At 72.0% G+C, this 24,257-nt stretch carries 28 protein-coding genes; 12 read left to right on the forward strand and 16 right to left on the reverse strand.

What is annotated here, in order from left to right; genetic code table 11:
• Positions 1 to 60: 60 nt before the first annotated feature.
• The 5 genes from urtE to urtA are packed head-to-tail and all read right to left on the reverse strand — an operon-like array spanning position 61 to position 4,538.
• On the reverse strand, positions 61 to 753 hold the full coding sequence (gene urtE / locus ACQEVJ_RS32675) for an urea ABC transporter ATP-binding subunit UrtE (RefSeq protein ID WP_079312194.1): 693 nt from the start codon (positions 751 to 753) through the stop codon (positions 61 to 63).
• On the reverse strand, positions 740 to 1,516 hold the full coding sequence (gene urtD, locus ACQEVJ_RS32680) for an urea ABC transporter ATP-binding protein UrtD (RefSeq protein ID WP_433107775.1): 777 nt from the start codon (positions 1,514 to 1,516) through the stop codon (positions 740 to 742). The genes urtE and urtD overlap by 14 nt, the downstream gene beginning before the upstream one ends.
• Positions 1,513 to 2,577: an urea ABC transporter permease subunit UrtC gene (urtC, locus tag ACQEVJ_RS32685; RefSeq protein WP_433107777.1), complete on the reverse strand. Its 1,065-nt coding sequence runs from the start codon at positions 2,575 to 2,577 to the stop codon at positions 1,513 to 1,515. The genes urtD and urtC overlap by 4 nt, the downstream gene beginning before the upstream one ends.
• Positions 2,574 to 3,428, reverse strand: coding sequence for an urea ABC transporter permease subunit UrtB (urtB, locus tag ACQEVJ_RS32690; RefSeq protein ID WP_433107779.1), 855 nt, complete (start codon positions 3,426 to 3,428; stop codon positions 2,574 to 2,576). The genes urtC and urtB overlap by 4 nt, the downstream gene beginning before the upstream one ends.
• 9 nt (positions 3,429 to 3,437) lie before the next feature.
• On the reverse strand, positions 3,438 to 4,538 hold the full coding sequence (gene urtA, locus ACQEVJ_RS32695) for an urea ABC transporter substrate-binding protein (protein WP_433107781.1): 1,101 nt from the start codon (positions 4,536 to 4,538) through the stop codon (positions 3,438 to 3,440).
• 308 nt (positions 4,539 to 4,846) lie between these two features.
• On the opposite strand from urtA, the gene ACQEVJ_RS32700 reads away from it, so the two are divergent.
• From ACQEVJ_RS32700 to ACQEVJ_RS32730, 7 genes are read left to right on the forward strand one after another with little or no spacing between them, the layout of a single operon-like run.
• Positions 4,847 to 5,149 carry an urease subunit gamma gene (locus tag ACQEVJ_RS32700; protein ID WP_030506285.1) on the forward strand — a complete coding sequence of 101 codons (303 nt, stop codon included), beginning with the start codon at positions 4,847 to 4,849 and terminating at the stop codon, positions 5,147 to 5,149.
• Complete coding sequence (locus ACQEVJ_RS32705) at positions 5,146 to 5,550, forward strand: urease subunit beta (protein ID WP_433107784.1); 405 nt, start codon at positions 5,146 to 5,148, stop codon at positions 5,548 to 5,550. The genes ACQEVJ_RS32700 and ACQEVJ_RS32705 overlap by 4 nt, the downstream gene beginning before the upstream one ends.
• Entirely contained in the window at positions 5,543 to 7,261 is a 1,719-nt protein-coding gene (locus ACQEVJ_RS32710; protein ID WP_433107786.1) for an urease subunit alpha, read from the forward strand. Before ACQEVJ_RS32705 ends, ACQEVJ_RS32710 begins: the two co-directional genes overlap by 8 nt.
• 17 nt (positions 7,262 to 7,278) lie before the next feature.
• Positions 7,279 to 8,085: an urease accessory protein UreF gene (locus ACQEVJ_RS32715; protein WP_433107788.1), complete on the forward strand. Its 807-nt coding sequence runs from the start codon at positions 7,279 to 7,281 to the stop codon at positions 8,083 to 8,085.
• Between the two features lie 43 nt (positions 8,086 to 8,128).
• Positions 8,129 to 8,842: an urease accessory protein UreG gene (gene ureG, locus ACQEVJ_RS32720; RefSeq protein ID WP_433107790.1), complete on the forward strand. Its 714-nt coding sequence runs from the start codon at positions 8,129 to 8,131 to the stop codon at positions 8,840 to 8,842.
• Between the two features lie 5 nt (positions 8,843 to 8,847).
• A complete protein-coding gene (locus tag ACQEVJ_RS32725) occupies positions 8,848 to 9,690 on the forward strand; it encodes an urease accessory protein UreD (protein ID WP_433107792.1) in 843 nt (280 codons plus the stop codon).
• Positions 9,691 to 9,700: 10 nt separating this feature from the next.
• On the forward strand, positions 9,701 to 10,183 hold the full coding sequence (locus ACQEVJ_RS32730) for a hypothetical protein (protein WP_433107794.1): 483 nt from the start codon (positions 9,701 to 9,703) through the stop codon (positions 10,181 to 10,183).
• Between the two features lie 6 nt (positions 10,184 to 10,189).
• Here ACQEVJ_RS32730 and era read toward each other — a convergent pair whose 3' ends face one another.
• The 7 genes from era to ACQEVJ_RS32765 form a co-directional block, all read right to left on the reverse strand.
• Positions 10,190 to 11,101: a GTPase Era gene (era, locus tag ACQEVJ_RS32735; RefSeq protein ID WP_433107796.1), complete on the reverse strand. Its 912-nt coding sequence runs from the start codon at positions 11,099 to 11,101 to the stop codon at positions 10,190 to 10,192.
• Position 11,102: 1 nt separating this feature from the next.
• Positions 11,103 to 11,438 (reverse strand): cytidine deaminase, encoded by a 336-nt coding sequence (locus tag ACQEVJ_RS32740; RefSeq protein ID WP_433107798.1) that lies wholly within the window; start codon positions 11,436 to 11,438, stop codon positions 11,103 to 11,105.
• The gene (locus ACQEVJ_RS32745; protein WP_433107800.1) at positions 11,435 to 12,094 is read right to left on the reverse strand and encodes a hypothetical protein; all 660 of its coding nucleotides are present in this window, start codon (positions 12,092 to 12,094) and stop codon (positions 11,435 to 11,437) included. Before ACQEVJ_RS32745 ends, ACQEVJ_RS32740 begins: the two co-directional genes overlap by 4 nt.
• 271 nt (positions 12,095 to 12,365) lie before the next feature.
• The gene (locus ACQEVJ_RS32750) at positions 12,366 to 13,661 is read right to left on the reverse strand and encodes a hemolysin family protein (protein WP_433107802.1); all 1,296 of its coding nucleotides are present in this window, start codon (positions 13,659 to 13,661) and stop codon (positions 12,366 to 12,368) included.
• Positions 13,658 to 14,131, reverse strand: a complete 474-nt coding sequence (gene ybeY, locus ACQEVJ_RS32755; RefSeq protein WP_433107804.1) for an rRNA maturation RNase YbeY — start codon at positions 14,129 to 14,131, stop codon at positions 13,658 to 13,660. The genes ACQEVJ_RS32750 and ybeY overlap by 4 nt, the downstream gene beginning before the upstream one ends.
• 28 nt (positions 14,132 to 14,159) lie before the next feature.
• On the reverse strand, positions 14,160 to 15,182 hold the full coding sequence (locus tag ACQEVJ_RS32760; protein WP_433107806.1) for a PhoH family protein: 1,023 nt from the start codon (positions 15,180 to 15,182) through the stop codon (positions 14,160 to 14,162).
• Positions 15,183 to 15,235: 53 nt separating this feature from the next.
• A complete protein-coding gene (locus tag ACQEVJ_RS32765; protein WP_433107808.1) occupies positions 15,236 to 15,580 on the reverse strand; it encodes a histidine triad nucleotide-binding protein in 345 nt (114 codons plus the stop codon).
• A 244-nt stretch (positions 15,581 to 15,824) separates the two neighbouring features.
• Here ACQEVJ_RS32765 and ACQEVJ_RS32770 point away from each other — a divergent pair, with 244 nt between their 5' ends.
• The 3 genes from ACQEVJ_RS32770 to ACQEVJ_RS32780 all read left to right on the forward strand — a co-directional run bounded on the left by ACQEVJ_RS32770 (position 15,825) and on the right by ACQEVJ_RS32780 (position 18,313).
• A complete protein-coding gene (locus ACQEVJ_RS32770) occupies positions 15,825 to 16,304 on the forward strand; it encodes a SigE family RNA polymerase sigma factor (RefSeq protein ID WP_169945498.1) in 480 nt (159 codons plus the stop codon).
• Positions 16,301 to 16,966 carry a hypothetical protein gene (locus ACQEVJ_RS32775; RefSeq protein ID WP_433107810.1) on the forward strand — a complete coding sequence of 222 codons (666 nt, stop codon included), beginning with the start codon at positions 16,301 to 16,303 and terminating at the stop codon, positions 16,964 to 16,966. Before ACQEVJ_RS32770 ends, ACQEVJ_RS32775 begins: the two co-directional genes overlap by 4 nt.
• A gap of 153 nt (positions 16,967 to 17,119) precedes the next feature.
• Positions 17,120 to 18,313 carry an alpha/beta hydrolase family protein gene (locus ACQEVJ_RS32780; protein WP_433107812.1) on the forward strand — a complete coding sequence of 398 codons (1,194 nt, stop codon included), beginning with the start codon at positions 17,120 to 17,122 and terminating at the stop codon, positions 18,311 to 18,313.
• A 3-nt stretch (positions 18,314 to 18,316) separates the two neighbouring features.
• Here ACQEVJ_RS32780 and ACQEVJ_RS32785 read toward each other — a convergent pair whose 3' ends face one another.
• From ACQEVJ_RS32785 to hrcA, 3 genes are all read right to left on the reverse strand, one after another.
• On the reverse strand, positions 18,317 to 19,051 hold the full coding sequence (locus ACQEVJ_RS32785) for a 16S rRNA (uracil(1498)-N(3))-methyltransferase (protein WP_433107814.1): 735 nt from the start codon (positions 19,049 to 19,051) through the stop codon (positions 18,317 to 18,319).
• A 107-nt stretch (positions 19,052 to 19,158) separates the two neighbouring features.
• A complete protein-coding gene (dnaJ, locus tag ACQEVJ_RS32790) occupies positions 19,159 to 20,298 on the reverse strand; it encodes a molecular chaperone DnaJ (RefSeq protein WP_433107816.1) in 1,140 nt (379 codons plus the stop codon).
• A complete protein-coding gene (gene hrcA, locus ACQEVJ_RS32795; RefSeq protein WP_433107818.1) occupies positions 20,299 to 21,312 on the reverse strand; it encodes a heat-inducible transcriptional repressor HrcA in 1,014 nt (337 codons plus the stop codon). It abuts the gene before it with no gap.
• Positions 21,313 to 21,468: 156 nt separating this feature from the next.
• Between hrcA and ACQEVJ_RS32800 the strand changes: the two genes are divergently transcribed.
• Together ACQEVJ_RS32800 and ACQEVJ_RS32805 are read left to right on the forward strand one after the other, a co-directional pair.
• Positions 21,469 to 22,137 (forward strand): hypothetical protein, encoded by a 669-nt coding sequence (locus tag ACQEVJ_RS32800; protein WP_433107820.1) that lies wholly within the window; start codon positions 21,469 to 21,471, stop codon positions 22,135 to 22,137.
• A gap of 18 nt (positions 22,138 to 22,155) precedes the next feature.
• Positions 22,156 to 22,962 (forward strand): DUF3097 domain-containing protein, encoded by an 807-nt coding sequence (locus ACQEVJ_RS32805; RefSeq protein WP_433107822.1) that lies wholly within the window; start codon positions 22,156 to 22,158, stop codon positions 22,960 to 22,962.
• Here the strand turns inward: ACQEVJ_RS32805 and hemW are convergent.
• Positions 22,959 to 24,179: a radical SAM family heme chaperone HemW gene (hemW, locus tag ACQEVJ_RS32810; RefSeq protein ID WP_433107824.1), complete on the reverse strand. Its 1,221-nt coding sequence runs from the start codon at positions 24,177 to 24,179 to the stop codon at positions 22,959 to 22,961. The two genes, ACQEVJ_RS32805 and hemW, sit on opposite strands and share 4 nt — an antisense overlap.
• Positions 24,180 to 24,257: the final 78 nt, after the last annotated feature.

Here is a 24,257-nt window from a genome sequence, read left to right on the forward strand (position 1 = left end):
ACGCGGCCGAAGGCGTTCACACGTGCGATCGCTTCCTCCCCTCCAGCGTAAACGCCGTGGTCAGACGGACAGCAAGCGGTGAACCTCCTCGTCCTGGAGCTCCCGTGCGGGGCCGGACCTGACCACCCGCCCGGCGTCGAGGATCACGAACCCGTCGGCCAGCCGCAGCGCGAGGTCCAGGTACTGCTCCACCAGCAGGATCGCGAGACCGGTCGCGTGCAGGCGTTCGACGGCCTCCTCGATCTCCAGGATGATCGACGGCTGGATGCCCTCGGTCGGCTCGTCCAGGATCAGCAGCTTCGGCCGGGTGACCAGGGCCCGGGCCATCGCGAGCTGCTGTTGCTGGCCGCCGGACAGGAAGCCCGCCGGCCGTTTGAGCAGCGGCTTGAGCCGGGGGAAGACCTCCAGGGCCTCCTCCAGCGCCGCCCGGTCCCGGTGCGCGGACGCCTCGAGCGTGACCAGGAGGTTGTCCATGACACTGAGCTGGGGGAACGTGTCGTGTCCCTGCGGCACGTAGCCCATGCCGAGCCGTACGCGCTGGTCCGGGCGCAGCCGGGTGACGTCCCTGCCCTCGAACGTCACCCTCCCGCCGGTCGCCGGGAGCACGCCCATGACGGTGTCGAGCAGGGTCGTCTTGCCGACCCCGTTGCGGCCCATCACGCAGACGAGGCGGCCGGCGGGCACCTCCAGTGAGACGCCGAAGAGCACCCGGGCCCGGCCGTACCCCGACTCCAGTCCCTCAACGGACAGCATCCTCGGCCCCTTCCCGCGCCCGTCCCAGGTAGATCTCCTGTACGCGCGGGTCGGCGCGCACCTGCTCCACCGAGCCCTCCGTCAGCACCCTGCCCTCGTGCAGCACGGTGACCTGGGAGGCGTAGCGGCGCAGGAAGTCCATGTCGTGCTCGACCACGACCACGGTGTGGTCGCGGGCGACCTCGGTGAGCAGTTCGCCGGTGCGCTCGCGCTCGCTGGAGGACATGCCGGCGACCGGCTCGTCGAGCAGCAGCAGCCGGGGCCGCTGGACGATCAGCATGCCGATCTCCAGCCACTGCCGCTGCCCGTGGGACAGCGCCCCGGCTTTGCCGCCCGCAAGCCCGGCCAGGCCGGTCGTCTCCAGCGCCGCCGCGACCTCCTCCGACACCCCGCGCCTGCGGCGCAGCAGCGACCACAGTGGGCGGCGGAAAGACGCGGCCAGATCCAGGTTCTCCAGCACGGTGAGCTCCTCGAAGACCACCGAGGTCTGGAAGGTGCGGCCCACGCCGAGCCGGACGATCTCGTGCTCCCTGCGGCCCACGAGGTCGTGTCCCTCGAACCGCACCGAGCCTCCGGTGGGCCTGGTCAGGCCCGTGATCACGTCGATGAGGGTGGTCTTGCCCGCGCCGTTCGGCCCGATCAGGAAGCGCAGCTCGCCCCTGCCGATGGTCAGGTCCACGCCGTCGAGCGCCCGGAAGCCGCCGAAGGCGACCTCCAGACTCCGAATCTCCAGTAACGCGGTCTCCAACAGCGCCTCGGTCACGCCTCCACCTCCCTTCTCCGTACGAGGTTGGCGGCCAGGCCCGCGATGCCCTTGGGCGCCAGCGTCATGACGAGCACGAACAGGGCGCCCTGCAGGTAGAGCCAGGCGTCCGGAAGCTCCTCGCTGAAGTAGGTCCGCGCGTATCCCATGACGACCGCGCCCAGCACCGCGCCGGCCGGCGCGAACCGGCCGCCGACCGCCACCGCGACGACGAGTTCGAGCGAGGGGACGACGCCGAGCAGGGCCGGCGAGATGATGCCGACCACCGGCACGAACAGCGCCCCCGCGATGCCGGCCATGCCCGCGGAGACGGCGAAGGTCAGCGTCTTCACGGTGGCCGGGTCGTAGCCGAGGAAGCGGACTCGGTCCTCGCCGTCCCTGACCGCCAGCAGCAGCCGCCCGAACCGGCTGCGGACGAGGTGCCTTGCGCCCAGGTAGAGCGTCCCGAGCACGGCCGCGACCAGCAGGTAGAGGCCGCGCTGGGTCTCGTCGGCCGCCACGTCGCGCCCGAAGAAGTCGAAGAAGTTGGTCAGGCCGTTCGTGCCGCCGGTCAGCCCCTGCTGCCCGACCAGCAGGATCACCAGCGCCGCCGCCAGCGCCTGGGTGAGGATCGCGAAGTACGCCCCGCGCACGCGCTGGCGGAACACCAGCGTGCCGAGCAGCAGCGCGACCGCGACCGGCAGCACGACGACCATGGCCAGCGCGAAGACCGGGTTGCCGAACGGCTTCCACAGCGCCGGCAGCTTCTCCACCCCGCTCCAGACCATGAAGTCGGGCAGGTCCCCGGCGGCGTCGTTGAGCTTGAGATACATGCCCATCGCGTAGCCGCCGAGGCCGAAGAACACCCCCTGCCCGAGCGTGAGCATCCCGCCCTGTCCCCAGGCGAGGCCGATGCCCAGCGCCACGATCGCGTAGCAGAGATACTTGGCCAGCAGGCCGAGGCGGAACGGCTCCAGCAGCAGCGGCGCCGCCACCAGGGCGAGCACCGCCACGGCCGAGAACATCGCCGCGAAGGCCGCCCGGCCCCGCCACCGGCGTACGGACTTCTCCGGGGCCGTCATGTCAGCGTCCGCGACCGGACGAAGAACAGCCCCTGCGGCCGGACCTGCAGGAAGCCGATGATCGCCACGAAGACCACCACCTTGGCGAGGCTGGCGTCGCTCCAGAACTCGGCGTAGGAGTTGAGCAGGCCGAGGCCGGCCGCGGCCAGCACGGCGCCGCGAAGCTGTCCCAGGCCGCCCGCGACGACCACGAGGAACGCGTCCACGATGTAGTAGGTCCCGAGTGCCGGGCCGACCGGCCCGATCAGCGTGAGCGCCACCCCCGCGACCCCGGCGAGGCCGGAGCCGATGAAGAACGTCCGCTGGTCGACGCGTCCGGTGTCGATGCCGCTGGTGGCCGCGAGCCTCCTGTTCTGCATCACCGCCCGCATGCGCCGCCCCTGCCCGGTCCTGTTCATGTACGCCCAGATCGCGAGCACCGACAGCACGGCGAGCGCCATGATGAACAGCCGGTTGTACGGCAGGATCCCGACGCCGCCGCGCAGCCAGGCGGGCGAGGCGACCTGGACGTTGGGCGCTCCGAACAGGTCACGGGCCAGTTGCTGGAGCATCAGGCTGACGCCCCAGGTGAGCAGCAGCGTGTCGAGCGGGCGGCCGTAGAAGCGCCGGATCAGCGTGCGCTCCAGGACCAGGCCCATGAGCCCGGCGACCGCGAACGCGGCCGGGAGGGCGACCAGGAAGCCCACGCCCTGGAGCAGGTAGGCCGTGTAGGCCCCCGCCATGATGAACTCGCCGTGGGCCATGTTGATCACGCCCATCTGCCCGAACGTGAACGTCAGGCCGAGGGCGATCAGCAGCAGGACCGCTCCGATCGACAGCCCGATCGGCAGCTGGTTGAGCACTCCCTCCATGTCGGCCCGTCAGACCAGGCCGCCGGCCCAGGAGTACGTCTTGAGGTAGGGATCCGGCTTGATCGGCTCGCCGGAGTTCCAGACCTCCTTGATCTGTCCGTCCGGCTGGACGACCCCGATGCGCGCGGTCTTGTAGACGTGCTGGTTGTCGCCGTCGATGGTGACCCTGCCCTCGGGCCGGTCGAGGGACACACCGCCGGCGGCCTTCTTGACGGCCTCCACGTCGGTGGTGCCTGCCTTCTTGACGGCCTCGGCCCACAGGTGGACGGCGTTGTATCCGGCCTCCATCGGGTCGGAGGTCACCTTGTCGGCGCCGTACTTCGCCTTGAACGCGGCGACGAACCTCTCGTTCGCCGGGGTGTCGGTCGTCTGGTAGTAGTTCCAGGCCACGAGGTGCCCGGCGACGTTGTCGACCCCGATGCCCCTGACCTCCTCCTCGGCCACCGACACCGACATGACCGGCATCTCGTCGGCGCTGATCCCGGTGCTCTTGAGCTGCTTGAAGAACGCGACGTTGCTGTCGCCGTTCAGGGTGTTGAAGACCGCGTCCGGCTTCGCCTCGACGATCTTGTTGACGAGCGTGCTGTATTCGGTGTGCCCGAGCGGGGTGTACTCCTCGCCGAGGATCTCCATCCCGTTCGCCGCGGCGTACGCCTTGATGATTTTGTTCGCGGTCCTCGGGAAGACGTAGTCGCTGCCCACGAGGAACAGCTTCTTCTTGCCCTTCTCCTTCAGATAGTCGAGCCCGGGGACGATCTGCTGGTTCGTCGTCGCACCCGTGTAGAAGATGTACGGCGAGCTTTCCAGCCCCTCGTACTGGACCGGATACCACAGCAGCGCCTTGCGCTTTTCGAAGACGGGGAGCATCGCCTTGCGGCTTGCCGACGTCCAGCCGCCGAAGACGGTGGCGACCTTGTCCTGCGCGATGAGCTTGGTGGCCTTCTCCGCGAAGGTCGGCCAGTCGGACGCGCCGTCCTCCACGACGGGCTCCAGCTTCTTGCCCAGCACGCCGCCCGCCGCGTTGATCTCGTCGATCGCCAGCAGCTCCGCGTCCCTGACCGTGACCTCGCTGATGGCCATCGTGCCGCTGAGCGAGTGAAGAATGCCCACCTTGATGGGGTCAGAGCCGCCAGACGAGGCTGCTGTGTCATTTGTGGGCGATTGTCCGGCACAGGCCGCGAGCGTCACCGCCGCGAGCGTGAACATCGCTCCGGTGCGCCATAATGAGTTACGCAAATGCCTCTCCCTTGCCGCTGCGGTCCCCGCGCCGATCCGTCTGCCGTCAAGGTGAGCGCGCGGTATTTCCCGCCGAAATCCCGCCCGTTAACAACTCATTAGCGAGGGCTCACCGCCGTCCGGATACGCGTACGAAATCAGCGGGTAACGCGGGGGAAACGGCGGGTACTTATCGTCCCGCCATGCGGCTCACTCCACACGAACAGGAACGGCTCCTCATCCACGTCGCCGCGGGCGTGGCCCGCGAGCGCAAGGAGCGCGGCCTTCGCCTCAACCATCCGGAGGCGACCGCCCTCATCGCGTCCTTCCTCCTGGAAGGCGCCCGCGACGGCCGCAGCGTCGCCGACCTGATGGACGCCGGCCGCAAGGTCCTGCGGCGCGAGGACGTCATGGAGGGCGTGCCCGAGATGCTGGAGTCCGTCCAGATCGAGGCCACCTTCCCCGACGGCACCAAGCTCGTCACCGTCCACAACCCGATCGCATGAACGAGCGAAGCGAGCGAACCGGCCAGCACGGCGAGCGAAGCGAGCGAACCGGCCAGCACGGCGCGTCGGGCTTCAAGGGCGCGCCGGGCGAGATCCTGTGCGGCGACGGCGACGTGCCGCTGAACCCCGGCAGGGAGCGGATCACCCTGAGAGTCGTCAACACGGCCGACCGGCCGGTGCAGGTCGGGTCGCACTACCACTTCGCCGCCGCCAACCCCGGCCTGGAGTTCGACAGGGAGGCGGCCTGGGGCACCCGCCTCGACATCCCCGCGGGCACCGCGGTCAGGTTCGAGCCCGGGGTGGAGCGCGACGTCACGCTGGTCCCGATCGCCGGCTACCGCGTCGTACCGGGCCTTCGTCCCGAGTGGGCCGGGCCTCTCGACGGGAGGACCGATGTCTAGCGTCGAACGCTCCCGCTACACCGCGCTGTACGGCCCGACCACCGGCGACCGGGTGCGCCTGGCCGACACCGACCTGTACGTCGAGGTGACCGAGGACCTGTCGATGGGGCCCGCCGGGGCGGGCGACGAGGCCGTGTTCGGCGGCGGCAAGGTCATCCGCGAGTCGATGGGGCAGGCGCGCACCACGAGGGCGGAGGGCGCGGCCGACCTCGTCATCACCGGCGCGGTGATCCTCGACCACTGGGGCGTGGTCAAGGCCGACATCGGCGTGCGCGACGGCCGCATCGCCGCCATCGGCAAGGCCGGCAACCCCGACACCATGGACGGCGTCCACCCGGACCTCGTCATCGGGCCGTCCACCGAGATCGTCGGGGCCAACGGCAAGATCGTCACGGCGGGCGCCGTCGACTCCCACGTCCATCTGATCTGCCCGCAGATCCTCGACGAGGCGCTCGCCTCGGGCGTCACCACGGTCGTCGGCGGCGGCACGGGCCCCGCCGAGGGCACGAAGGCCACCACCGTGACCGGGACCTGGTATCTCGGCCGGATGCTGGAGTCGCTGGACGCCTATCCGGTCAACGTGGCCCTGCTCGGCAAGGGCAACACGGTCAGCGAGGAGGGGTTGCTCGAACAGCTCAGGGCCGGGGCGTCGGGCTTCAAGCTGCACGAGGACTGGGGCACCACTCCCGCCGCCATCGACGCGTGCCTGCGGGTCTGCGACGCCACCGGCGTGCAGGTCGCCGTCCACACCGACACGCTGAACGAGGCGGGGTTCGTGGAGTCGACCCTGCGGGCCGTCGCGGGCCGGACGATCCACGCCTACCACACCGAGGGCGCCGGAGGCGGCCACGCTCCGGACATCATCACGGTGGCCTCCCACGCCAACGTACTGCCGTCGTCGACGAACCCGACCCGGCCGCACACCGTCAACACCCACCACGAGCACCTGGACATGCTCATGGTGTGCCACCACCTCAACCCCTCCATCCCGGAGGACCTGGCGTTCGCCGAGTCGCGGATCCGGCCGACGACGATGGCGGCCGAGGACGTCCTGCACGACATGGGCGCGATCTCGATGATCGGCTCGGACTCCCAGGCCATGGGCCGGGTGGGCGAGACGATCATCCGTACGTGGCAGACGGCGCACGTGATGAAGCGGCGCCGCGGCGCGCTGCCGGGCGACGGCCCGGCCGACAACCTCCGCGCCCGCCGCTACGTCGCCAAATACACGATCAACCCGGCGATCGCGCATGGCCTGGACGCGGAGATCGGCTCGGTGGAGGCCGGCAAGCTGGCCGACCTCGTCCTGTGGAGCCCGGCCTTCTTCGGGGTCAAGCCGGACCTCGTCGTCAAGGGCGGCGTCATCGCCTACGCGCAGATGGGCGACGCGAACGCGTCGATCCCGACGCCGCAGCCCGTGCTCCCCCGCCCGATGTTCGGCGCGGCCCCGGCCACGGCAGCCGCGACCTCGCTGCACTTCGTCGCACCGCTCGCGCTGGAGGACGGCCTGGCCGACCGCCTGGCCGTCGGCAGGCGACTGGTCCCCGTGGCCGACGTACGGGCCCGGCGCAAGGACGCGATGCCGCTCAACGACGCCCTGCCGGACATCCGGGTGGACCCCGACACCTTCGCCGTGCACGTGGACGGCGAGCTGATCGAGCCCGCCCCGGCCGAGTCGCTGCCGATGGCGCAGCGCTACTTCCTCTTCTGACATGAACACGTTCTGACATGAACACCGGCATGGGAGGGGACGCGGGCATGGAAGGGGACGCGGCGCTGCTGCTGCTGGCCGACTCGCGACTGCCGGCGGGCGGGCACGCCCACTCGGGCGGCGTGGAGGAGGCCGTACGGCGGGGCACGGTCACCGGCACCGGCGACCTGGGGCGGTTCCTGCGCGGCAGGCTCGCCACCGCCGGCCTCGTCACCGCCGCCCTCGCCGCCGCCGCGTGCGAGCTGGCCGCCTCCGAAACCGCCTCCGCGACCGCCGCGGACGGCATCTGGCTGTGGCGGCGGCTGGACGCCGAGGCCGACGCCAGGACCGCCTCGCCCGCCCAGCGGGAGGCCGCCCGCACGCAGGGGCGGCTCCTGCTGCGCACGGCCCGCCGGATGTGGCCCTCGCCCGCCCTGGACACGCTCGCGCGGGCCGTGCCGGAGGGCCCGCACCATCCCATCGCCCTCGGCGCGGCGGCGGCCTCGGCGGGCTGCGCGCCCCGCCAGGCCGCGCTGGCCGCCGCCTACACCTCGGTCACCGGCCCGGCCACGGCGGCCGTACGGCTCCTCGGCCTCGACCCGGTCGCCGTCCACCGCCTGCTCGCCGGCCTCGCCCCCGCGCTCGACGGCACGGCCCACGCCGCCTGCGCGTCCCTCGACGACGCGCTCCCGGCGGACGAGGACGGACGGCACTCTGGGCGGCGCTCTGAGCGGCACGCGGCGTGGCAGGCGCGATGGCACGCGCTGCCGGGGCACGGCGCGCCCGCGCTCGACCTCCTGGCGGAGGGACACCTGGCCAACCCGATGAAGCTTTTCGTCTCCTGACGTCGCCGCACCGGCCATCGCACGAGAAAGAGCAGGTATCCACATGGGCGCTCACCACGACGACCTCCACGACGCGGCCGAGCCACACGGGCGGGCGCTCCGCCTCGGCATCGGCGGGCCGGTCGGCAGCGGCAAGACCGCCCTGGTGGCGGCGCTGTGCCGCAGTCTCGGGCCGTCCCTGCGGCTCGGGGTCGTGACCAACGACATCTACACCACCGAGGACGCCGACTTCCTGCGCCGCGCGGGGGTCGTCGACCCCGAGCGGATCCTCGCCGTGCAGACCGGCTGCTGCCCGCACACCGCCATCAGGGACGACATCGCGGCCAACCTGGACGCCGTCGAGACGCTGGAGGAGCGGTTCGGGCCGCTCGACCTCGTGATCGTCGAGAGCGGCGGCGACAACCTCACCGCCACGTTCAGCCGGGGCCTGGCCGACCGGCAGATCTTCGTGCTCGACGTGTCGGGCGGCGACAAGGTGCCGCGCAAGGGCGGGCCGGGGGTGACCTCGGCCGACCTGCTCGTGGTCAACAAGACCGACCTCGCGCCGATGGTCGGCGCCGACCTGACCGTGATGTCCCGCGACGCGGCGGCCGTACGGGACGGCAAGCCGGTGCTGTTCACGTCGATCAGGGAGGACAAAGGCGCTCACACCGTGGCGGAGTGGGTGACGCACATGGTCGACGCCTGGCAGCGCGAGCACGGCGAGCCGCACCACCACGCCGTTCAGAGCGCCGTCCGGCAGGCCCCGGAGTCCTGACCGGCATGACGACCGTCACCGCGCGTGCGCTGATCAGGACGGAGGCCGCGAGCGGAGGCCGGACCCGGCTGGAGACGCTGCGGTCCGACCCGCCGCTGACACTGCGGCAGACGGGTCCGCGGCGGGTCCACCTGGTCTCGACCGGCGCCGGCCCGCTGCGCGGGGACCACCTCGAACTCGGCGTGGACGTCGCCCCCGGCACCTCGCTGGAGGTCCGCTCGGTGTCCGCCACGCTGGTGCTGCCCGGTCTCGCGGACACCCCCTCGGCCATGGTCGTGCGGGCGCGGGTCGGCGCGGGCGCCACCCTGCACTTCTCCCCCGAGCCGACCGTCCTCGCCGCCGGATGCGCCCACCGCCTCGTCGTACGGCTCTCGCTCGCCGAGGACGCCACGGTCTTCTGGCGTGAGGAGATCGTCTTCGGACGGCACGGCGAACGGCCGGGACGCGGCCACGCGCGGTTCGACGCGACCGTGGCCGGACGGCCCCTGCTCCGCCAGGACCTCCTGGTGGGCGAGGACGCGGTGGACGGCAGCCCGGCCGTCTACGGAGACGCCCGGTGCGTCGGCTCGACCCTCCTCGCGGGACCCGCCTGGGCCCCGCCCGCCGTGCCGGACGTCAAGCGCGAGCGGCGGGCCGTGCTGGGGGACGGCTGGGCGGCGCTGCCGCTGGCCGGGCCCGGCGTGCAGGTCTGCGCGCTCGGCGCGGACGCGGTCCAGCTCAGGGAGCGGCTGCGGCGGGGTGAGGAGGCCGCGGCCGTCTCGCCACCGGCCGCCGAACGGGCCGCCTCGGCGCCCGACACCCGTCAAGCGACGACTTCAAGGGCTGAAACCGGCCGCCGCGCGCCGTAGCCTGGTGATCGTGTCGGAACCCACGCAGCATCCCGGCAGACCGAGGCGAGGCACCAGCGTGGCGGGCGTCCTGCGGGCCGCCGGCGTGTTCGTCGCGGGGTTCGCGCTGGCCGTGACCGCGCTGCTCCCGTGGGCGGGCCTCACCGCCGAGTTCGGCATCCTCGACGCGTCCCTCACCCACGCGGTGCGCGGCGTGGACGCGGGCCCCGGCTGGTTCGTGCTGGGCGCCGGGATCACGGCGATGCTGCTCGGCGTGCTCGGCGCGACGCGAAGCTGGCTGTTCACCGGGCTGGCGATCCTGCCCGGCGCGGTGGCCGCCTTCGCGCTGGCCATGTTCCTCGCCGACCCGAGCGACCTGGTGGGCCGGCTCGACTTCCAGGTCTCCGGGCTGCTGCGGGTGCACCCGACGATCCAGTACGGCTGGTTCGCCGGCCTGCTGGCCTCGGTCGCGCTGGCCGTCCTGGCCGCCGCCGCGCTGCTGCGCCGCCGGTGACGGCCGTCAGTCGTAGAAGCCGAGACGCCGCAGCTGCTTGGGGTCGCGCTGCCACTCCTTGGCGACCTTCACCCGCAGGTCGAGGTAGACCCGGGAGCCGAGCAACGCCTCGATCTGCTGCCGGGCGCGGGTGCCCACGTCCTTGAGCCTCGTGCCGCCCGGGCCGATCACGATCGCCTTCTGCGAGGGGCGCTCGACGAACATGTGGGCGTACACGTCGAGGAGGTCGTCGCGGCCCTCCCGGGGGTGCATCTCCTCCACGACCACCGCGATCGAGTGGGGCAGCTCGTCGCGCACGCCCTCCAGCGCGGCCTCCCGGATCAGCTCGGCGACCAGCACCTGCTCCGGCTCGTCGGTCAGCTCCCCGCCGGCGTACAGCGGGGGCGACTCCGGCAGCCGCTTGATGAGCACGTCGGCGAGGACGTCGAGCTGCTCGCCGCCCTGCGCGGACACCGGGACGATCTCCGCGAACTCGGCCAGCGCCGACACCGCGAGAAGCTGGTGCGCGACCTGCTCGCGGGTGGCCAGGTCGCACTTGGTGACGACCGCCACCACCGGGGTCTTCTTGACGGCGGCGAGCTTGTCGACGATGAACCGGTCGCCCTTGCCGATCGGCTCGTTGGCCGGGACGCAGAACCCGATGACGTCGACCTCGGTGAGCGTGGACAGCACCAGGCTGTCCAGCCGCTCCCCCAGGAGCGTGCGGGGACGGTGGAATCCGGGGGTGTCCACGATCACCAGCTGGGCGTCCGGCCGGTGGACGATGCCGCGGATAGCCCGCCGCGTGGTCTGCGGCTTGGACGAGGTGATCGCCACCTTGGTGCCGACCAGGGAGTTCATCAGAGTCGACTTGCCGACGTTGGGCCTGCCGACGAAGCAGGCGAAGCCCGCACGGAAACCGCTCGATTCGGCGTCCACGTCAGATGTACCGGCCCTTCAGGGAACCGTCGGGGGCGGCCAGGAACAGCGTGCCGTTGCCCATGTCCTCGACGACGGCCAGGTCATGCTCCGCCGGGTCGTCGGACTCGGTGACGATCGCCGCCGCCTCCAGGGACTTCGCCCCGCTGGACACGGCCGTGGCCACGGCCGCCTGGAGGGCCGAGAGCCGGAGCGAGGGCAGCGCCACCGTGGTCGCGGCGTACGTCCGGCCGGTCTCGTCGCGCACCGCGGCGCCCTCGGGGGTGCCGCCGCGCGCACGCGCCGACCTGGCCAGCGTGATGATCTTGTTGTCCTCGGGGTCCAGCGTCTGTGTCACGCGTCAAGCGTACCGACCTCGCGGACGAGCAGCCGTGTCAGTTCGGCGGTGCGGGCCGGGTCGGGCGGGGTGAGGCCCGCGTGCACGAGCGCGATCAGCGTGTTGCCTGAGCGGGCGACGACCACGTGCATCCGGTAGGGGTAGCCGCCGACCCGCCCGGACAGGGCCCGTCCCGCCGCGTCGGCCCCGCCGATGCCGGGCAGCGGCGTCCGAGCGGCCGCCAGGCGGTCGTACGGCGTGCCGCCGTCGGCCGTCGCGCAGTGGGAGAGGGCGTCGCGGAGCGCGGCGAGATGCCCCGCCGCCTCGCCGCCGTCGTAGACGGCGACGCCGACCCCGGCGAGCTCGCCCGCGTGCGCGCCCTGGTAGGTGGCGGCGGCCGTGCCGCTGAGCCCCTCACGCGGGGGCCTGCCCGCGGCCGCGTCGAACAGCAGGCGGCACGCGCGGGCGCGGGGACGGAACGGCGGACGCCAGGGCGCCCGCGCGTGGCTGAAGAACTCCTCGGGAAGCCCGTCCATCCTGCCGAGCATCGTCCGCGGACGGCTCGCGTCCGCCGCCTTGCCGGGGGCCCGGACGGCGGCGTACGTGACCCCGCCCGTGCCGCAGGCACCGGTGGCCAGGACCAGGCAGCCCGCGACGGCCGCGTGGACGATGCGCATACCCGCCTCCCCGCTTTGCCGGAGGTTTTCCTTCCCCGGACCGCGAGCGGGTAATCACATTGCGTAATCAATACGAGGCTCCCACCCGAGCCGGGTGAGAGCCCCGCACCGATTACGGATCCCCCATGGGAGGCTCCGGTGCGCCGCGAACCCCCTCCCGGCGCGCCGGACTCCCCAACGAGGCGCCCCGAACCCCTTCTGAGCGCCTGGGACAACAGTGGCCGGGCGCGCTTGCAGATCGGTTGAAAGACGCTTGCAGGACGCCGGGGGGTCACTCGTGGTCGGCGCCGGCGGCCACGACCTCGTCGCCCGTCGCGGGCTCCTCGCGGCGCACGACGACCGTGCTGATCCGGTTGCGGCGTCCCGCCAGGTTCTCCGCCGTCAGGCGCAGGCCGCCGACCACCGCCTCAGAGCCCGCGATCGGCACCCGGCCCAGGGAGTGCGCCAGCAGACCGCCGACCGTGTCGACGTCCTCGACCTCGATCTCGGCGTCGAACAGCTCGCCGAGCTCGTCGACCGGGAGCCGCGCGGTCACCCGCACCGCCCCGTCGTCCAGCCATTCGACCCGCGGGGCCTCCTGGTCGTACTCGTCGGCGATCTCGCCGACGATCTCCTCGATGACGTCCTCGATGGTGACCAGGCCCGCGGTGCCGCCGTACTCGTCGATGACGATGGCGAGGTGGATCTGGCGCGCCTGCATCTCGCGCAGCAGCTCGTCGATCGGCTTGCTCTCCGGCACGTACGTCGCGGGGCGCATAAGCTCGTCCATCCGCACGCCGCCGTCGCCGGTGTCCTGGATGCGGCGGACGATGTCCTTGAGGTAGGCGATGCCCACCACGTCGTCCTCGTTCTCCCCCACCACCGGGATGCGGGAGAACCCGCTGCGCAGGGCCAGCGAGAGCGCCTGGCTCAGCGTCTTGCCGCGCTCGATGAAGACCATGTCGGTGCGCGGCACCATGACCTCGCGCACCAGCGTGTCGCCGAGCTCGAAGACCGAGTGGATCATCTCCCGCTCGTCGGGCTCGATGACCCTGCGCTGCTCGGCCAGGTCGACGAGGTCGCGCAGCTCGGCCTCCGAGGTGAACGGGCCCTCGCGGAAGCCCTTGCCCGGGGTGAGCGCGTTGCCCAGCAGGATCAGCAGCTCGGGCAGCGGGCCGAAGATCCGGGTCAGGCCGTACACGATGGGCGCGCTCGCCAGCGCCACCGGCTCGGCGTGCTGGCGGCCGAGCGTACGCGGCATGACCCCGACGATGACGTAGCTCACCAGGATCATCACCACGGCCGCCAGGGCGTACGCCTGCCCGCGGTCGCCGAGCCAGTCGATGAACAGCAGCGTCGTGATCACCGTGGCGACGAGCTCACAGCTCAGGCGCAGCAGGAGCACCAGGTTGAGGTAGCGCGGCGGGTCGGCGACGATCGCCTGCAGCCGCACCGCGCCGCGCCGGCCCTCCTTGACGAACTCCTCCGCGCGCACCCTGGAGATGCGGGTCAGCGCCGTCTCCGCGCTCGCCAGCAGGCCGCCGGCCACGATCAGGAAGATGGCGGAGATCAGCCAGCCGTTGCTCACGGCTTACGCCGCACCTCCCGCCAGGCACCGAGCAGTTCGTCCTGCAGCCCGAACATCTCGGCGTGCTCCTCGGGTTCGGCGTGGTCGTAGCCGAGCAGGTGCAGAATGCCGTGCGTGCACAGCAGCTCCAGCTCGTCCTGCGCGCTGTGCCCGGCCTCGGCGGCCTGCTTGGCCGCCACCGGGGGGCACAGCACCACGTCGCCGAGCAGCGCCGGGTCGGGGGACGCGTCCTCGTCCCGGCCGCCGACGTTGGGCCGCAGCTCGTCCATGGGGAAGGCCAGCACGTCGGTCGGGCCCGGCTCCCCCATCCACTGCTCGTGCAGCTCGGCCATCGCCGCCTCGTCGATCACCAGGATCGACAGCTCGGCCAGCGGGTTGATCCCCATCCGGCCGAGGACGTGCCCGGCCAGCTCGACCAGCGCCGACTCGTCGACCTCGACGCCGGACTCGTTGGCCACCTCGATGCTCACGGGGTCTCCTCACCCGTCATGGTCGTACTCACCGCCGGTTGTTCCGCGGTCGCTTGTTGATCGAGCGCGGCTCCGACGCCATCGCGGCGTCGTAACGGCCGTAGGCGTCGACGATGTCGCTCACCAGCTTGTGCCGCACGACGTCGGCGCTGGTCAGCCTGCTGAAATGGATGTCCTCGATGCCCTCGAGGATGTGCTGGACGACCTTCAGGCCGCTGTCCTGGCCGCCGGGCAGGTCGATCTGGGTCACGTCGCCGGTGACCACGATCTTCGAGTTGAACCCGAGCCGGGTCAGGAACATCTTCATCTGCTCGGGCGAGGTGTTCTGCGCCTCGTCCAGGATGATGAAGGCGTCGTTGAGCGTCCGGCCGCGCATGTAGGCGAGCGGCGCGACCTCGATCGTCCCTGCCGACATCAGGCGGGGGATCGATTCGGGGTCGAGCATGTCGTGCAGCGCGTCGTACAGCGGTCGCAGGTACGGGTCGATCTTCTCGTAGAGCGTGCCCGGCAGGAAGCCGAGCCGCTCCCCCGCCTCGACGGCGGGGCGGGTGAGAATGATCCGGTTGACCCGCTTGTTCTGCAGGGCCTTCACGGCCTTCGCCATCGCCAGGTACGTCTTGCCGGTGCCGGCGGGGCCGATGCCGAAGACGATGGTGTGCCTGTCGATCGCGTCGACGTACCGCTTCTGGTTGACCGTCTTCGGGCGGATGGTGCGGCCCCGCGCGGACAGGATGTCCAGGGACAGGACCTCGGCCGGACGGTCGGTGGCCTGTCGCAGCATGTGGATGCTGCGCTCTACGGCGTCGGGGGACAACTCGGCACCCGAGCCGACCAGCTCCACCAGCTCCTCGAAGAGGCGCACGACGACGCCGCTCTCCTCGGGACTGCCGGTGATCGTGATCTCGTTGCCCCGCACGTGTATGTCGGCGCTGAAGGCGCCCTCGATGACCCGCAGCAGCTCGTCACCCGACCCGAGGAGGCTGACCATCGGCTGCCCCTCGGGGATGACTACCTTGGCCTGGGTCTTGTGGATGTGCTGTGACTCGGACATGGGCGGCCCTTGCGGCCCTGATCGCCTCCCTAGTTCCCTCTCATGCTAGCCGCTCAGCCGGGGGGCCAGGTGAGGCCTCGGCCACCGAGAACGTGCGCGTGGACGTGGAAGACCGTCTGCCCGGCCCCCGGCCCTGTGTTGAACACGACCCGGTAACCGGTCTCGGCCACGCCCTCCTGTACGGCCACCGCGTGGCAGGCCTTGAGCAGGTCGTCGGCCAGGCCGTCGTCGGCCGCCGCCAGCGCGGCGGCGTTCTCGTGGTGTGCCTTGGGCACGACGAGGACGTGGGTGGGGGCCTGCGGGTTGATGTCGCGGAAGGCCAGCGCCCGCCCGGACTCCAGGACGATGTCCGCCGGGACCTCCTTGGCCACGACCTTGCAGAAGAGGCAGTCGCTCACGCGCGAAAGCCTAGCCGTTGACGGTAGTTGATGACTGCAATGATCCCCCCGGCTAGTGTGAGTGTGCGAGACTGCACCAGAAAACCCCCCTAGTGTCGGGCGAGGACACCGCTGGGCCATGCCCCCTCATGATTCGGAAGAACGTAAACCCCCCGGGGATGACGAGCGTCCTATCGATGTGACCACCGAGACCCTCGTGGCCGACAGGTCGTTGGGGACGGTGCCCGTCGGGTGGGATGCCGACATGGCCGTGACGGCGCTCTACAGCGCTCACTATCGGTCACTTGTGCGTCTCGCCGTGCTGCTGGTGCGTGACGTGGCCAGCGCGGAAGAGGTCGTTCAGGACGCGTTCGTCGCCATCCACGGCGCCTGGCGCAGGCTGAGGGACACCGACAAGGCACTGGCCTACCTTCGCCAATCGGTCGTGAACCGATCGCGTTCCGTGCTGCGGCACCGAGCGGTCGTCGAGAAGTACGCGCCCAAGGGGCTGCCGGACGCGCCGAGCGCGGAGAACGGCGCGATCGGTGAGCTGGAGCGCTCGGCCGTCATCGAGGCCCTCCGCGGCTTACCCACCCGCCAGCGCGAGGCGCTGGTGCTGCGATACTACGGCGACCTGTCGGAGGCCGAGATCGCACATGCGATGGGGATCAGCAAGGGCGCGGTGAAGAGTCACACGGCCCGCGGCATGGCCGCACTACGGATGGCACTGGAGCAGTTCTCATGACCTTCCCGCCCGACGACGAGTACGGCGAGTTGCTCCGCCGTGCCCTGCGCGCGGAGGCGGACTCGGTCGTGCCGTCTCCCGATGGACTCGAAATCATCCGCGGGCGCATCGACCAGCGCGGTCTGCGCGGCCTGCGGAACATGCTGTGGTGGCGCATCGGAGCGGCCGCCGCCGGGGCCGTGCTCGTGGCGGGCGCGGTCGTGATGATCGTCCCCGACCTGCGCGACCAGGTGGCGCAGTCCACGGGCATCTCCAACGCCGGCGACGAGCGCGAGGACAGGACGGACACCTCGTCGGTGAGCCGGCCGCCCAACCTGGCGCCCTCGCGGCCGGTCGTGATCGTGCCCCTCACCCCGAGCCCGTCCCGCGGACGGCCCGCCCCGTCCCCGACGCACAGGGTGGGCGCGACCACCAGGCCGTCTTCGTCGCCGTCCGACCCCTGCGTCACGCCCACCCCCCAGCCCGGGGTGATCGAGCCCGACAGCGCCCTCCCGCCGACGTGCTCGCCGACGTCGGTGACGCAACCGCCCGCGGTGACGCCCTCGGCCTCGCACCGTCCCTCGACGGCTCCGCCCGCGACGTCCACGCCCACGGCCACTTCGAGCCCGACGCCCGCGGAGACGGCCACGCCCAGCCCGGCGACCGAGACGCCCGCTCCCTGACCCGGCCGGCCCGTCATCCTGGGGTATGACGGGCGCTCGGCCGATCACCGGCGGTCGCACCGCGAGATCGTCACACGGCCGGAGGGCGTCGCGCCTCGTCGTTGGAATCCTGATCACGCAACTGACAGCGATCAGGATCGAAAGAGGCGAGACATGCCTGAAGTGTGGCGGAAGCGAGCGGGCGCGCTCGGCGCGGCCCTGGCCCTCACCATGGTGGCCGCGGTTCCGGCGTCCGCGGCACCCGCGGTTGTGACGGCGCCGGCGGTTTCGGCGTTCTCCGGGATCCGGCTCTCCCTGCCCGCCCCGTCGGGACCGCTGCCGGTCGGCACGGTCTCCGTACGCCTGGTGGACCGGTCGCGTCCCGACCCCTGGGTGACGGGACGGCCCTACCGGGAGCTGATGGTGAGCGTGTGGTACCCCTCCACCCGCGCGCAGGGGCGTCCGGTGTCCCCTCATCTGTCGCCATTGGCCGCCGCCGACTTCGACGCCACTTTGGCGCCCGCCTTCCTCGGCGTACGGCCCGGCCAGGTGGACTGGGCGGCCACCCGCACGCACGCCCGCCTGGACGCGCCCATGCGGCCGAAGGCCGGCGGCTACCCGGTGGTGCTCTACTCCCCCGGCTACATGGTGCCGCGCCCGCTGGGCACGCTCCCCGCGGAGGACCTGGCCTCGCGCGGCTACGTGGTCGTCACGGTGGACCACACCTACGAGGCGGCCGCCGTGGAGTTCCCCGGCGGGCGGCTGGAGCGTGCCAGGGTGCGGGCGGACGACATGGACGACGCGATGAAGGCCCTCGACGTCAGGGTGGCGGACCTGCGGTTCGTCCTCGACGTGATCACGGCGCGGCACACCGGGCTGCCCTCCTGGCTGTACAAGGCGCTGTACACCACCCGTGTGGCGGCCATGGGCTTTTCGATGGGCGGCGCGGCGACGGCGCGGCTGATGTACGCCGACCATCGGGTCAAGGCGGGCGTGAACCTCGACGGATCGCTCCTTGGCGAGGTGGCCGAGCGCGGCCTCGACGGCCCGTTCCTCCAGCTGGCCGCCGACGAGCAGGACGACCCTTCCTGGGTGACGTTCAGGAAGCAGCGCCGGGGCTGGAAGCGCGACCTGCGGCTCGCCGGCGCGAAGCACTACTCCTTCACCGACCTGCAGGCGCTGGTTCCGCGGATCTCGGACCGCCTGGGCACGCCGTCCGAGATCGTCGGAACCGTCGACCCGGTCCGCTCGATCGCGGCCCAGCGCGCCTACGTGGCCGCGTTCCTCGACCTGCAGCTGAAGGGCCGCAAGACCCGCCTGTTCGACGGGCCGAGTCCCGCCTTCCCCGAGGTGAGCTTCCTCGGCTGACCCTCACCAGCGGCCGCAGCGGGACAGCAGGACGGCCGCCGCGGCCACGCCCGCCGTCGACGTGCGCAGCACCGTCGGCCCCAGCAGGGCCGGTACGGCTCCCGCGGCCCGCAACGCGGCGATCTCCTCGTCGGCGACGCCGCCCTCCGGGCCGACGATCATCACGATGTCACCCGGCTCCTCCGGCAGGGGGAGGCGGCTCAGCGGCTCGGCGGCCTCCTCGTGCAGCACGACCGCGAGCGCCGCCGCCGAGACGAGCGAGCCGACCGCCGCGGTCGTGGCCTGCTCGGTCACCTCGGGCAGGTGGAAGCGCCGGGCCTGCTTGGCCGCCTCGCGGGCCGTGCTGCGCCAGCGGGCGAGGGCCTTGGCGGCCCGGTCGCCCTTCCACTGGGTGACGCAACGGGCGGCGGCCCAGGGCACGATCACGTCGACCCCGGCCTCGGTCATCATCTCGACCGCGAGCTCGCCCCGGTCGCCCTTGGGCAGGCCCTGGACGACCACCAGCCTCGGCCGGGGCGGCGGGAGCTCGAACCGGCGCAGCACCTCGGCGGTCAGCGAGTCCTTGCCGGCCGCCGTGACCGTGCACTCGGCCACCCGCCCCGCGCCGTCGGTCAGGTCGATCCGCTCCCCCGGCCGCAGGCGGCGTACGGCGGCGGCGTGCCGCCCCTCCGGCCCGTCGAGGACGATCGTGTCCGCCGCCTGGCCGGCCGCGTCCGACAGGAACACGGGAACACTCATGCCACCTCCTCGCCTGGCGGCTCGGAGTTCGGTCGCGACGGAGACGCGCAGGTCAACACCTCGCGAAACACGCTGTGCCTATCGCTTCGCTCGCTCATGCGATCAGCTCAGCGGCCGTTGAAGGCGTCCCGCAGGCGCGAGAAGAAGCCCTGCTGGCCCGGGGAGAACTTGCCGGGCGGCCGCTCCTCTCCGCGCAGCTTCGCCAGCTCGCGCAGCAGTTCCTCCTGCTGCGGTTCGAGCTTGGTCGGCGTCTCGACGTTGACGTGGATCAGCAGGTCGCCCCTGCCGGTCTCGTTGAGCCGCTGGACGCCCTTGCCGTAGAGGGGGATGACCTGGCCGGCCTGCGTGCCCGGCCGTATGTCGAGCTCCTCTGCTCCGTCAAGGGTCTCGATCGTGATCGACGTGCCGAGCGCGGCCGCGGTCATCGGGATGTGCACCGTGCAGTGCAGGTCGTCGCCGCGCCGCTCGAAGATCTCGTGCGGCCGCTCGACGATCTCCAGGAACAGGTCGCCGGGAGGCCCGCCGCCGGGGCCGACCTCGCCCTCGCCCGCGAGCTGGATGTGCGTGCCGTCCTCGACGCCGGCCGGGATCCTCACCTTGATCGTGCGCCGGGTCCTGACCCGTCCCTCGCCCGAGCACTCCATGCAGGGGTGCCGGATGACGCTGCCGTACCCGCCGCACTGGGGGCAGGGACGGGAGGTCATGACCTGGCCGAGGAACGAACGGGTCACCTGCGAGACCTCGCCGCGCCCGTGACACATGTCGCAGGTGTCGGGGTGGGTGCCGGCCGCCGCCCCGGAGCCCTGGCAGACCTCGCAGACCACGGCCGTGTCGACCACGATCTCGCGGGTCGTGCCGAAGGCCGCCTCCGCCAGGTCGAGCTCGACCCGGATGGTGGCGTTGCGGCCACGGCGGGCGCGGGAGCGGGGCCCCCGCGCGGCGCCCGCCGAGCCGAAGAAGGCGTCCATGATGTCGCTGAACGGGAAGCCCGCGCCGAAGCCGCCGGCCCCGGCCCCGGCCCCCGCGCCGCCGCCGAACGGGTCGGCGCCCATGTCGTACATGCGGCGCTTGCCCGCGTCGGACAGCACCTCGTACGCCTGGTTGATCTCCTTGAACCGCTCCTGCGTCTCCGGATCGGGGTTGACGTCCGGGTGCAGTTCGCGGGCGAGACGGCGGTACGCCTTCTTGATCTCTTCCTGGCTGGCGTCGCGCCGTACGCCAAGGGTCGCGTAGTAGTCGTTGGACACTTATGACCCCGCCAGGATCTGGCCGACGTAACGCGCCACCGCGCGCACCGCACCCATCGTCACCGGATAGTCCATTCGTGTCGGGCCCAGCACTCCGAGCCGGGCCAGTTCCTTGTCACCCGAACCGTATCCGGCGGCCACGATAGAAGTGCCGCGCAGCCCACTGTAGGGGTTCTCGGATCCGATGCGGACGGTCAGTTCGGACAGCCCGCCGGTCTCTCCCAGCAGGCGGATGAGGACGACCTGCTCCTCCAGCGCCTCCAGCACGTCCCGCAGGCCGATGCTGAGGTCGGCGGCGGCGAGGTTGGCCGTCCCACCAAAGACGATCTTCTCCTCGTGCCGCTCGACGAGCGTCTCCAGCAGCACCGACAGGATCGTGGCCGCCGCCGGCCTGTCCTCGGGAGGCAGGCGTTCGGGAACGTCGGCCACGGTCTCGGGCACCTGGGACAGGCCGCAGCCGTCCAGGCACGCGTTGAGCACGGCGCGCAGGTTCGCGATCCGGTCGTCGGCGATGGCCTCGGGCAGGTCGACCACTCGCTGCTCGACCCGCCCGGTGTTCGTGATCAGCACCAGCATGACCCGGCGCTCCGCGACCGGGACGATCTCCACGTGGCGGACCGACGACCTGGTGAGCGAGGGGTACTGCACCACCGCGACCTGCCGGGTGAGCTGCGCGAGCAGCCGCACCGTGCGCATGACGATCTCGTCGAGGTCCACCGCCCCGGCGAGGAAGGTCTCGATGGCCCTGCGCTCCGCGCCGGACAGCGGCTTGATCTGCGACAGCCGATCGACGAACAGGCGGTATCCCTTGTCGGTCGGCACCCTGCCGGCACTGGTGTGCGGCTGGGTGATGTATCCCTGCTCCTCCAGCGCCGCCATGTCGTTGCGGATCGTCGCCGGGGAGACGCCGAGGTTGTGCCGGTCCACCAGGGCCTTGGATCCCACCGGCTCGTTGGTGGACACGTAGTCCTCGACGATGGCGCGCAGGACGGCGAGCTTGCGGTCGTCGAGCAATCGTCACCTCCCTGTGCCTGGAAACACCGACTCTGGCACTCTGTGTTCCCGAGTGCCAAGTGTACGGCTACCACCCCACGTGGTGCGATAACGCGGAGGGCACCAGGACAAGCGAGCTACAAATCCACCACAAGCCGCATGGTGGACTCTTCACCCATGCACGAGAATCAGAACTCCGCGGCCGACGTGACGATGCGGGTGCCCCGCCCCGTACCCCCGCCGCCGGCCGACGTGACCTTGCGGATGCCGCACCCCTTTCCCCCGCCGTACGGCGAATCCCGGCCGATCCGGCCCCGCCTGCTGTGGATCTTCCTCTCCTGGGCGCTCTTCGTCGTCCTGCTGGTGGCGGGCGTCGGCGGGTTCGCCGGCGGCCTGTTCTCCACGATCGGCGACGCCGCGCCCAGAACGATCTTCTCCGGCGGGCAGTCGGTGAACGTCGCGCTCGACCCCGCGGACAAACCGGCGATCTACGCGGCCGTCGACCAGCCCACCGACGTCCGCTGCCAACTCGGCGACGGCGCCGATCCGCGGGTGCGGCTGACCCGGCCGGCCGTCTCCCAGACCGTCTCGCTGAACGGCACGACCTGGGAGCTGCTGTTCGAGGCCGGCGTCCCGGAGGCGGGCACCTACCAGCTCGCCTGCGAGGGCGACGGGGTGCGGTTCGGCGTCGGCAGGCAGCTCGCGGGCGGCGCGCTGGTGAGCGGCGCGCTGGTGGGCGGCGCGATCGCGCTGCTGGCGCTGCCCACCGTCGGCTTCCTGGCCGCGCTGATCGTGACGATCGTCGTGCTCGCGCGCCGCTCCGCGGCCCGGCGTCGCATGGCGTGATTTGCTAGCGTTCCCCGCATGTACGGGCGGGACGTGCTATCCGGAGACTGGCGGCGGCCACGGCGGGGGCAGATCCCCGAGATCCCGGCCGAGCCCGACCTCGTGGTCGAGGACGCCGAGGGCCGCTTCTGCGGCGCCGTTGTGGCCTGCGACAAGGAGGCCGTGACACTGGAGGACCGGTTCGGCCGCCGGCGGGTGTTCCCGCTGACGCCAGCCGGCTTCCTGCTCGAAGGCAAACCGGTGACGCTGGTGCGCCCCCAGGCCGGCCCGAAGGGGCCGCTGCGGAGCGCCTCGGGGTCGATCGCGGTCGAGGGCCTGCGCGCGCAGGTCGCCAGGGAGAGCCGCATCTACGTCGAGGGCGTCCACGACGCCTCTCTGGTCGAAAAGATCTGGGGGCACGACCTGCGGGTGGAGGGGGTCGTCGTCGAATACCTGGAGGGCGTGGACGACCTCCCGGCCATCGTCGAGGAGTTCGGCCCCGAGCCGGGCAGGCGGCTCGGGGTGCTCGTGGACCACCTGGTGCCCGGCTCGAAGGAGAGCCGCATCGCCGCCCGGGTGTCCGGGGACGACGTGCTCGTGGTCGGGCATCCGTTCGTGGACATCTGGCAGGCGGTCAAGCCGCGGGCGCTCGGCATCCCCGCCTGGCCGGACGTGCCGCGCGGCGTGCCCTGGAAGGAGGGCGTGATCGCGGCCCTCGGCTGGCGGATGGACCCCCAGGAGGCGTGGCGGCACATCCTGGACCGGGCCACGACCTACGCCGACCTGGAGCCCGAGCTGCTCGGCCGGGTGGAAGAGCTGATCGACTTTGTCACGGCACCCGATTAGGGAGTCAGGTCCCGCACCACGGCGTCGGCGAGCAGCCTGCCGCGCAGCGTGAGCACGGCCCGGCCCGCCTTGAACGCCTCCACCTCCAGCAGCCCCTCGGCCAGGGCCCGCGCGCACGCCGTACGCGCCTGGGGGGCGAGGTCGGTGAGCGGGAGGCCCGAGACGAGGCGCAGCTCCAGCATGACCCGTTCGACGGCCCTGTCCTCCGCCGACAGCACCTCCCGGGCGTGCGCGGGCGAGGTCCCGGCCGCCAGGCGGGCGGCGTACGCCGCGGGGTGCTTGACGTTCCACCAGCGGGTGCCGCCGACGTGGCTGTGCGCCCCCGGCCCGGCCCCCCACCAGTCGCCGCCGGTCCAGTACAACAGGTTGTGGCGGCAGCGGGCCTCGTCTCCCGCAGCCCAGTTGGAGATCTCGTACCAGCTCAGGCCCGCGGCCGTCAGCATCTCCTCGGCGATCAGGTAGCGGTCGGCCGCCACGTCGTCGTCCGGCATCGGCAACTCGCCGCGCCGGATCCGGGCGGCGAGCCGGGTGCCGTCCTCGACGATCAGGGAGTACGCCGAGACGTGGTCGGGCCCGGCGGCCAGCGCGGCCTCCAGGGAGGCCCGCCAGTCGTCGTCGCTCTCCCCCGGCGTGCCGTAGATCAGGTCGAGGCTGACGTGCTCGAACCCGGCCGCACGGGCCTCCCGTACGGCCTCGGCGGGCCTGCCGGGGGTGTGCCTCCGGTCGAGCACGGCGAGGACGTGCTCGACCGCGCTCTGCATGCCGAAGCTCAGGCGGGTGAACCCGCCCGCCCGCAGCTCCTTCAGGTAGGTCTCGTCCACCGATTCCGGGTTGGCCTCGGTCGTCACCTCGGCGTCCGGCCGCAGGCCGAACTCCTCGCCGATGGCGCCGAGGATCCGTACGAGGTCGGCGGCGGGCAGCAGGGTCGGCGTGCCGCCACCGAAGAAGACGGTCTCCACGGGCGGCGCGGCGTCTCCCAGCACGCGCCGGGCCAGCCGTATCTCCTCGACCGCGGTGGCGGCGTAGTCGCGCTGCGCGGCGCCGGGGCCCAGCTCGGCCGCCGTGTAGGTGTTGAAGTCGCAGTAGCCGCAGCGCGTCGCGCAGAACGGCACGTGGACGTAGAAGCCGAAGGGGCGGGAGCCGAGCCCGTCGAGAGCCCCGGACGGCAGCTCGCCGCTCACGGGGACGGGGTCGCCGTCGGGAAGCACAGAAGGCACGCTCTCCAGTCTGCCGTCACTCGCGCCCTGCCATTGACGCCCTGATCACACCGGTCTACGATCGCGGCAATTTACAGG

The organism is Microbispora sp. CA-102843 (assembly GCF_050936215.1).
In the GTDB taxonomy this organism is placed as follows: Bacteria; Actinomycetota; Actinomycetes; order Streptosporangiales; family Streptosporangiaceae; genus Microbispora.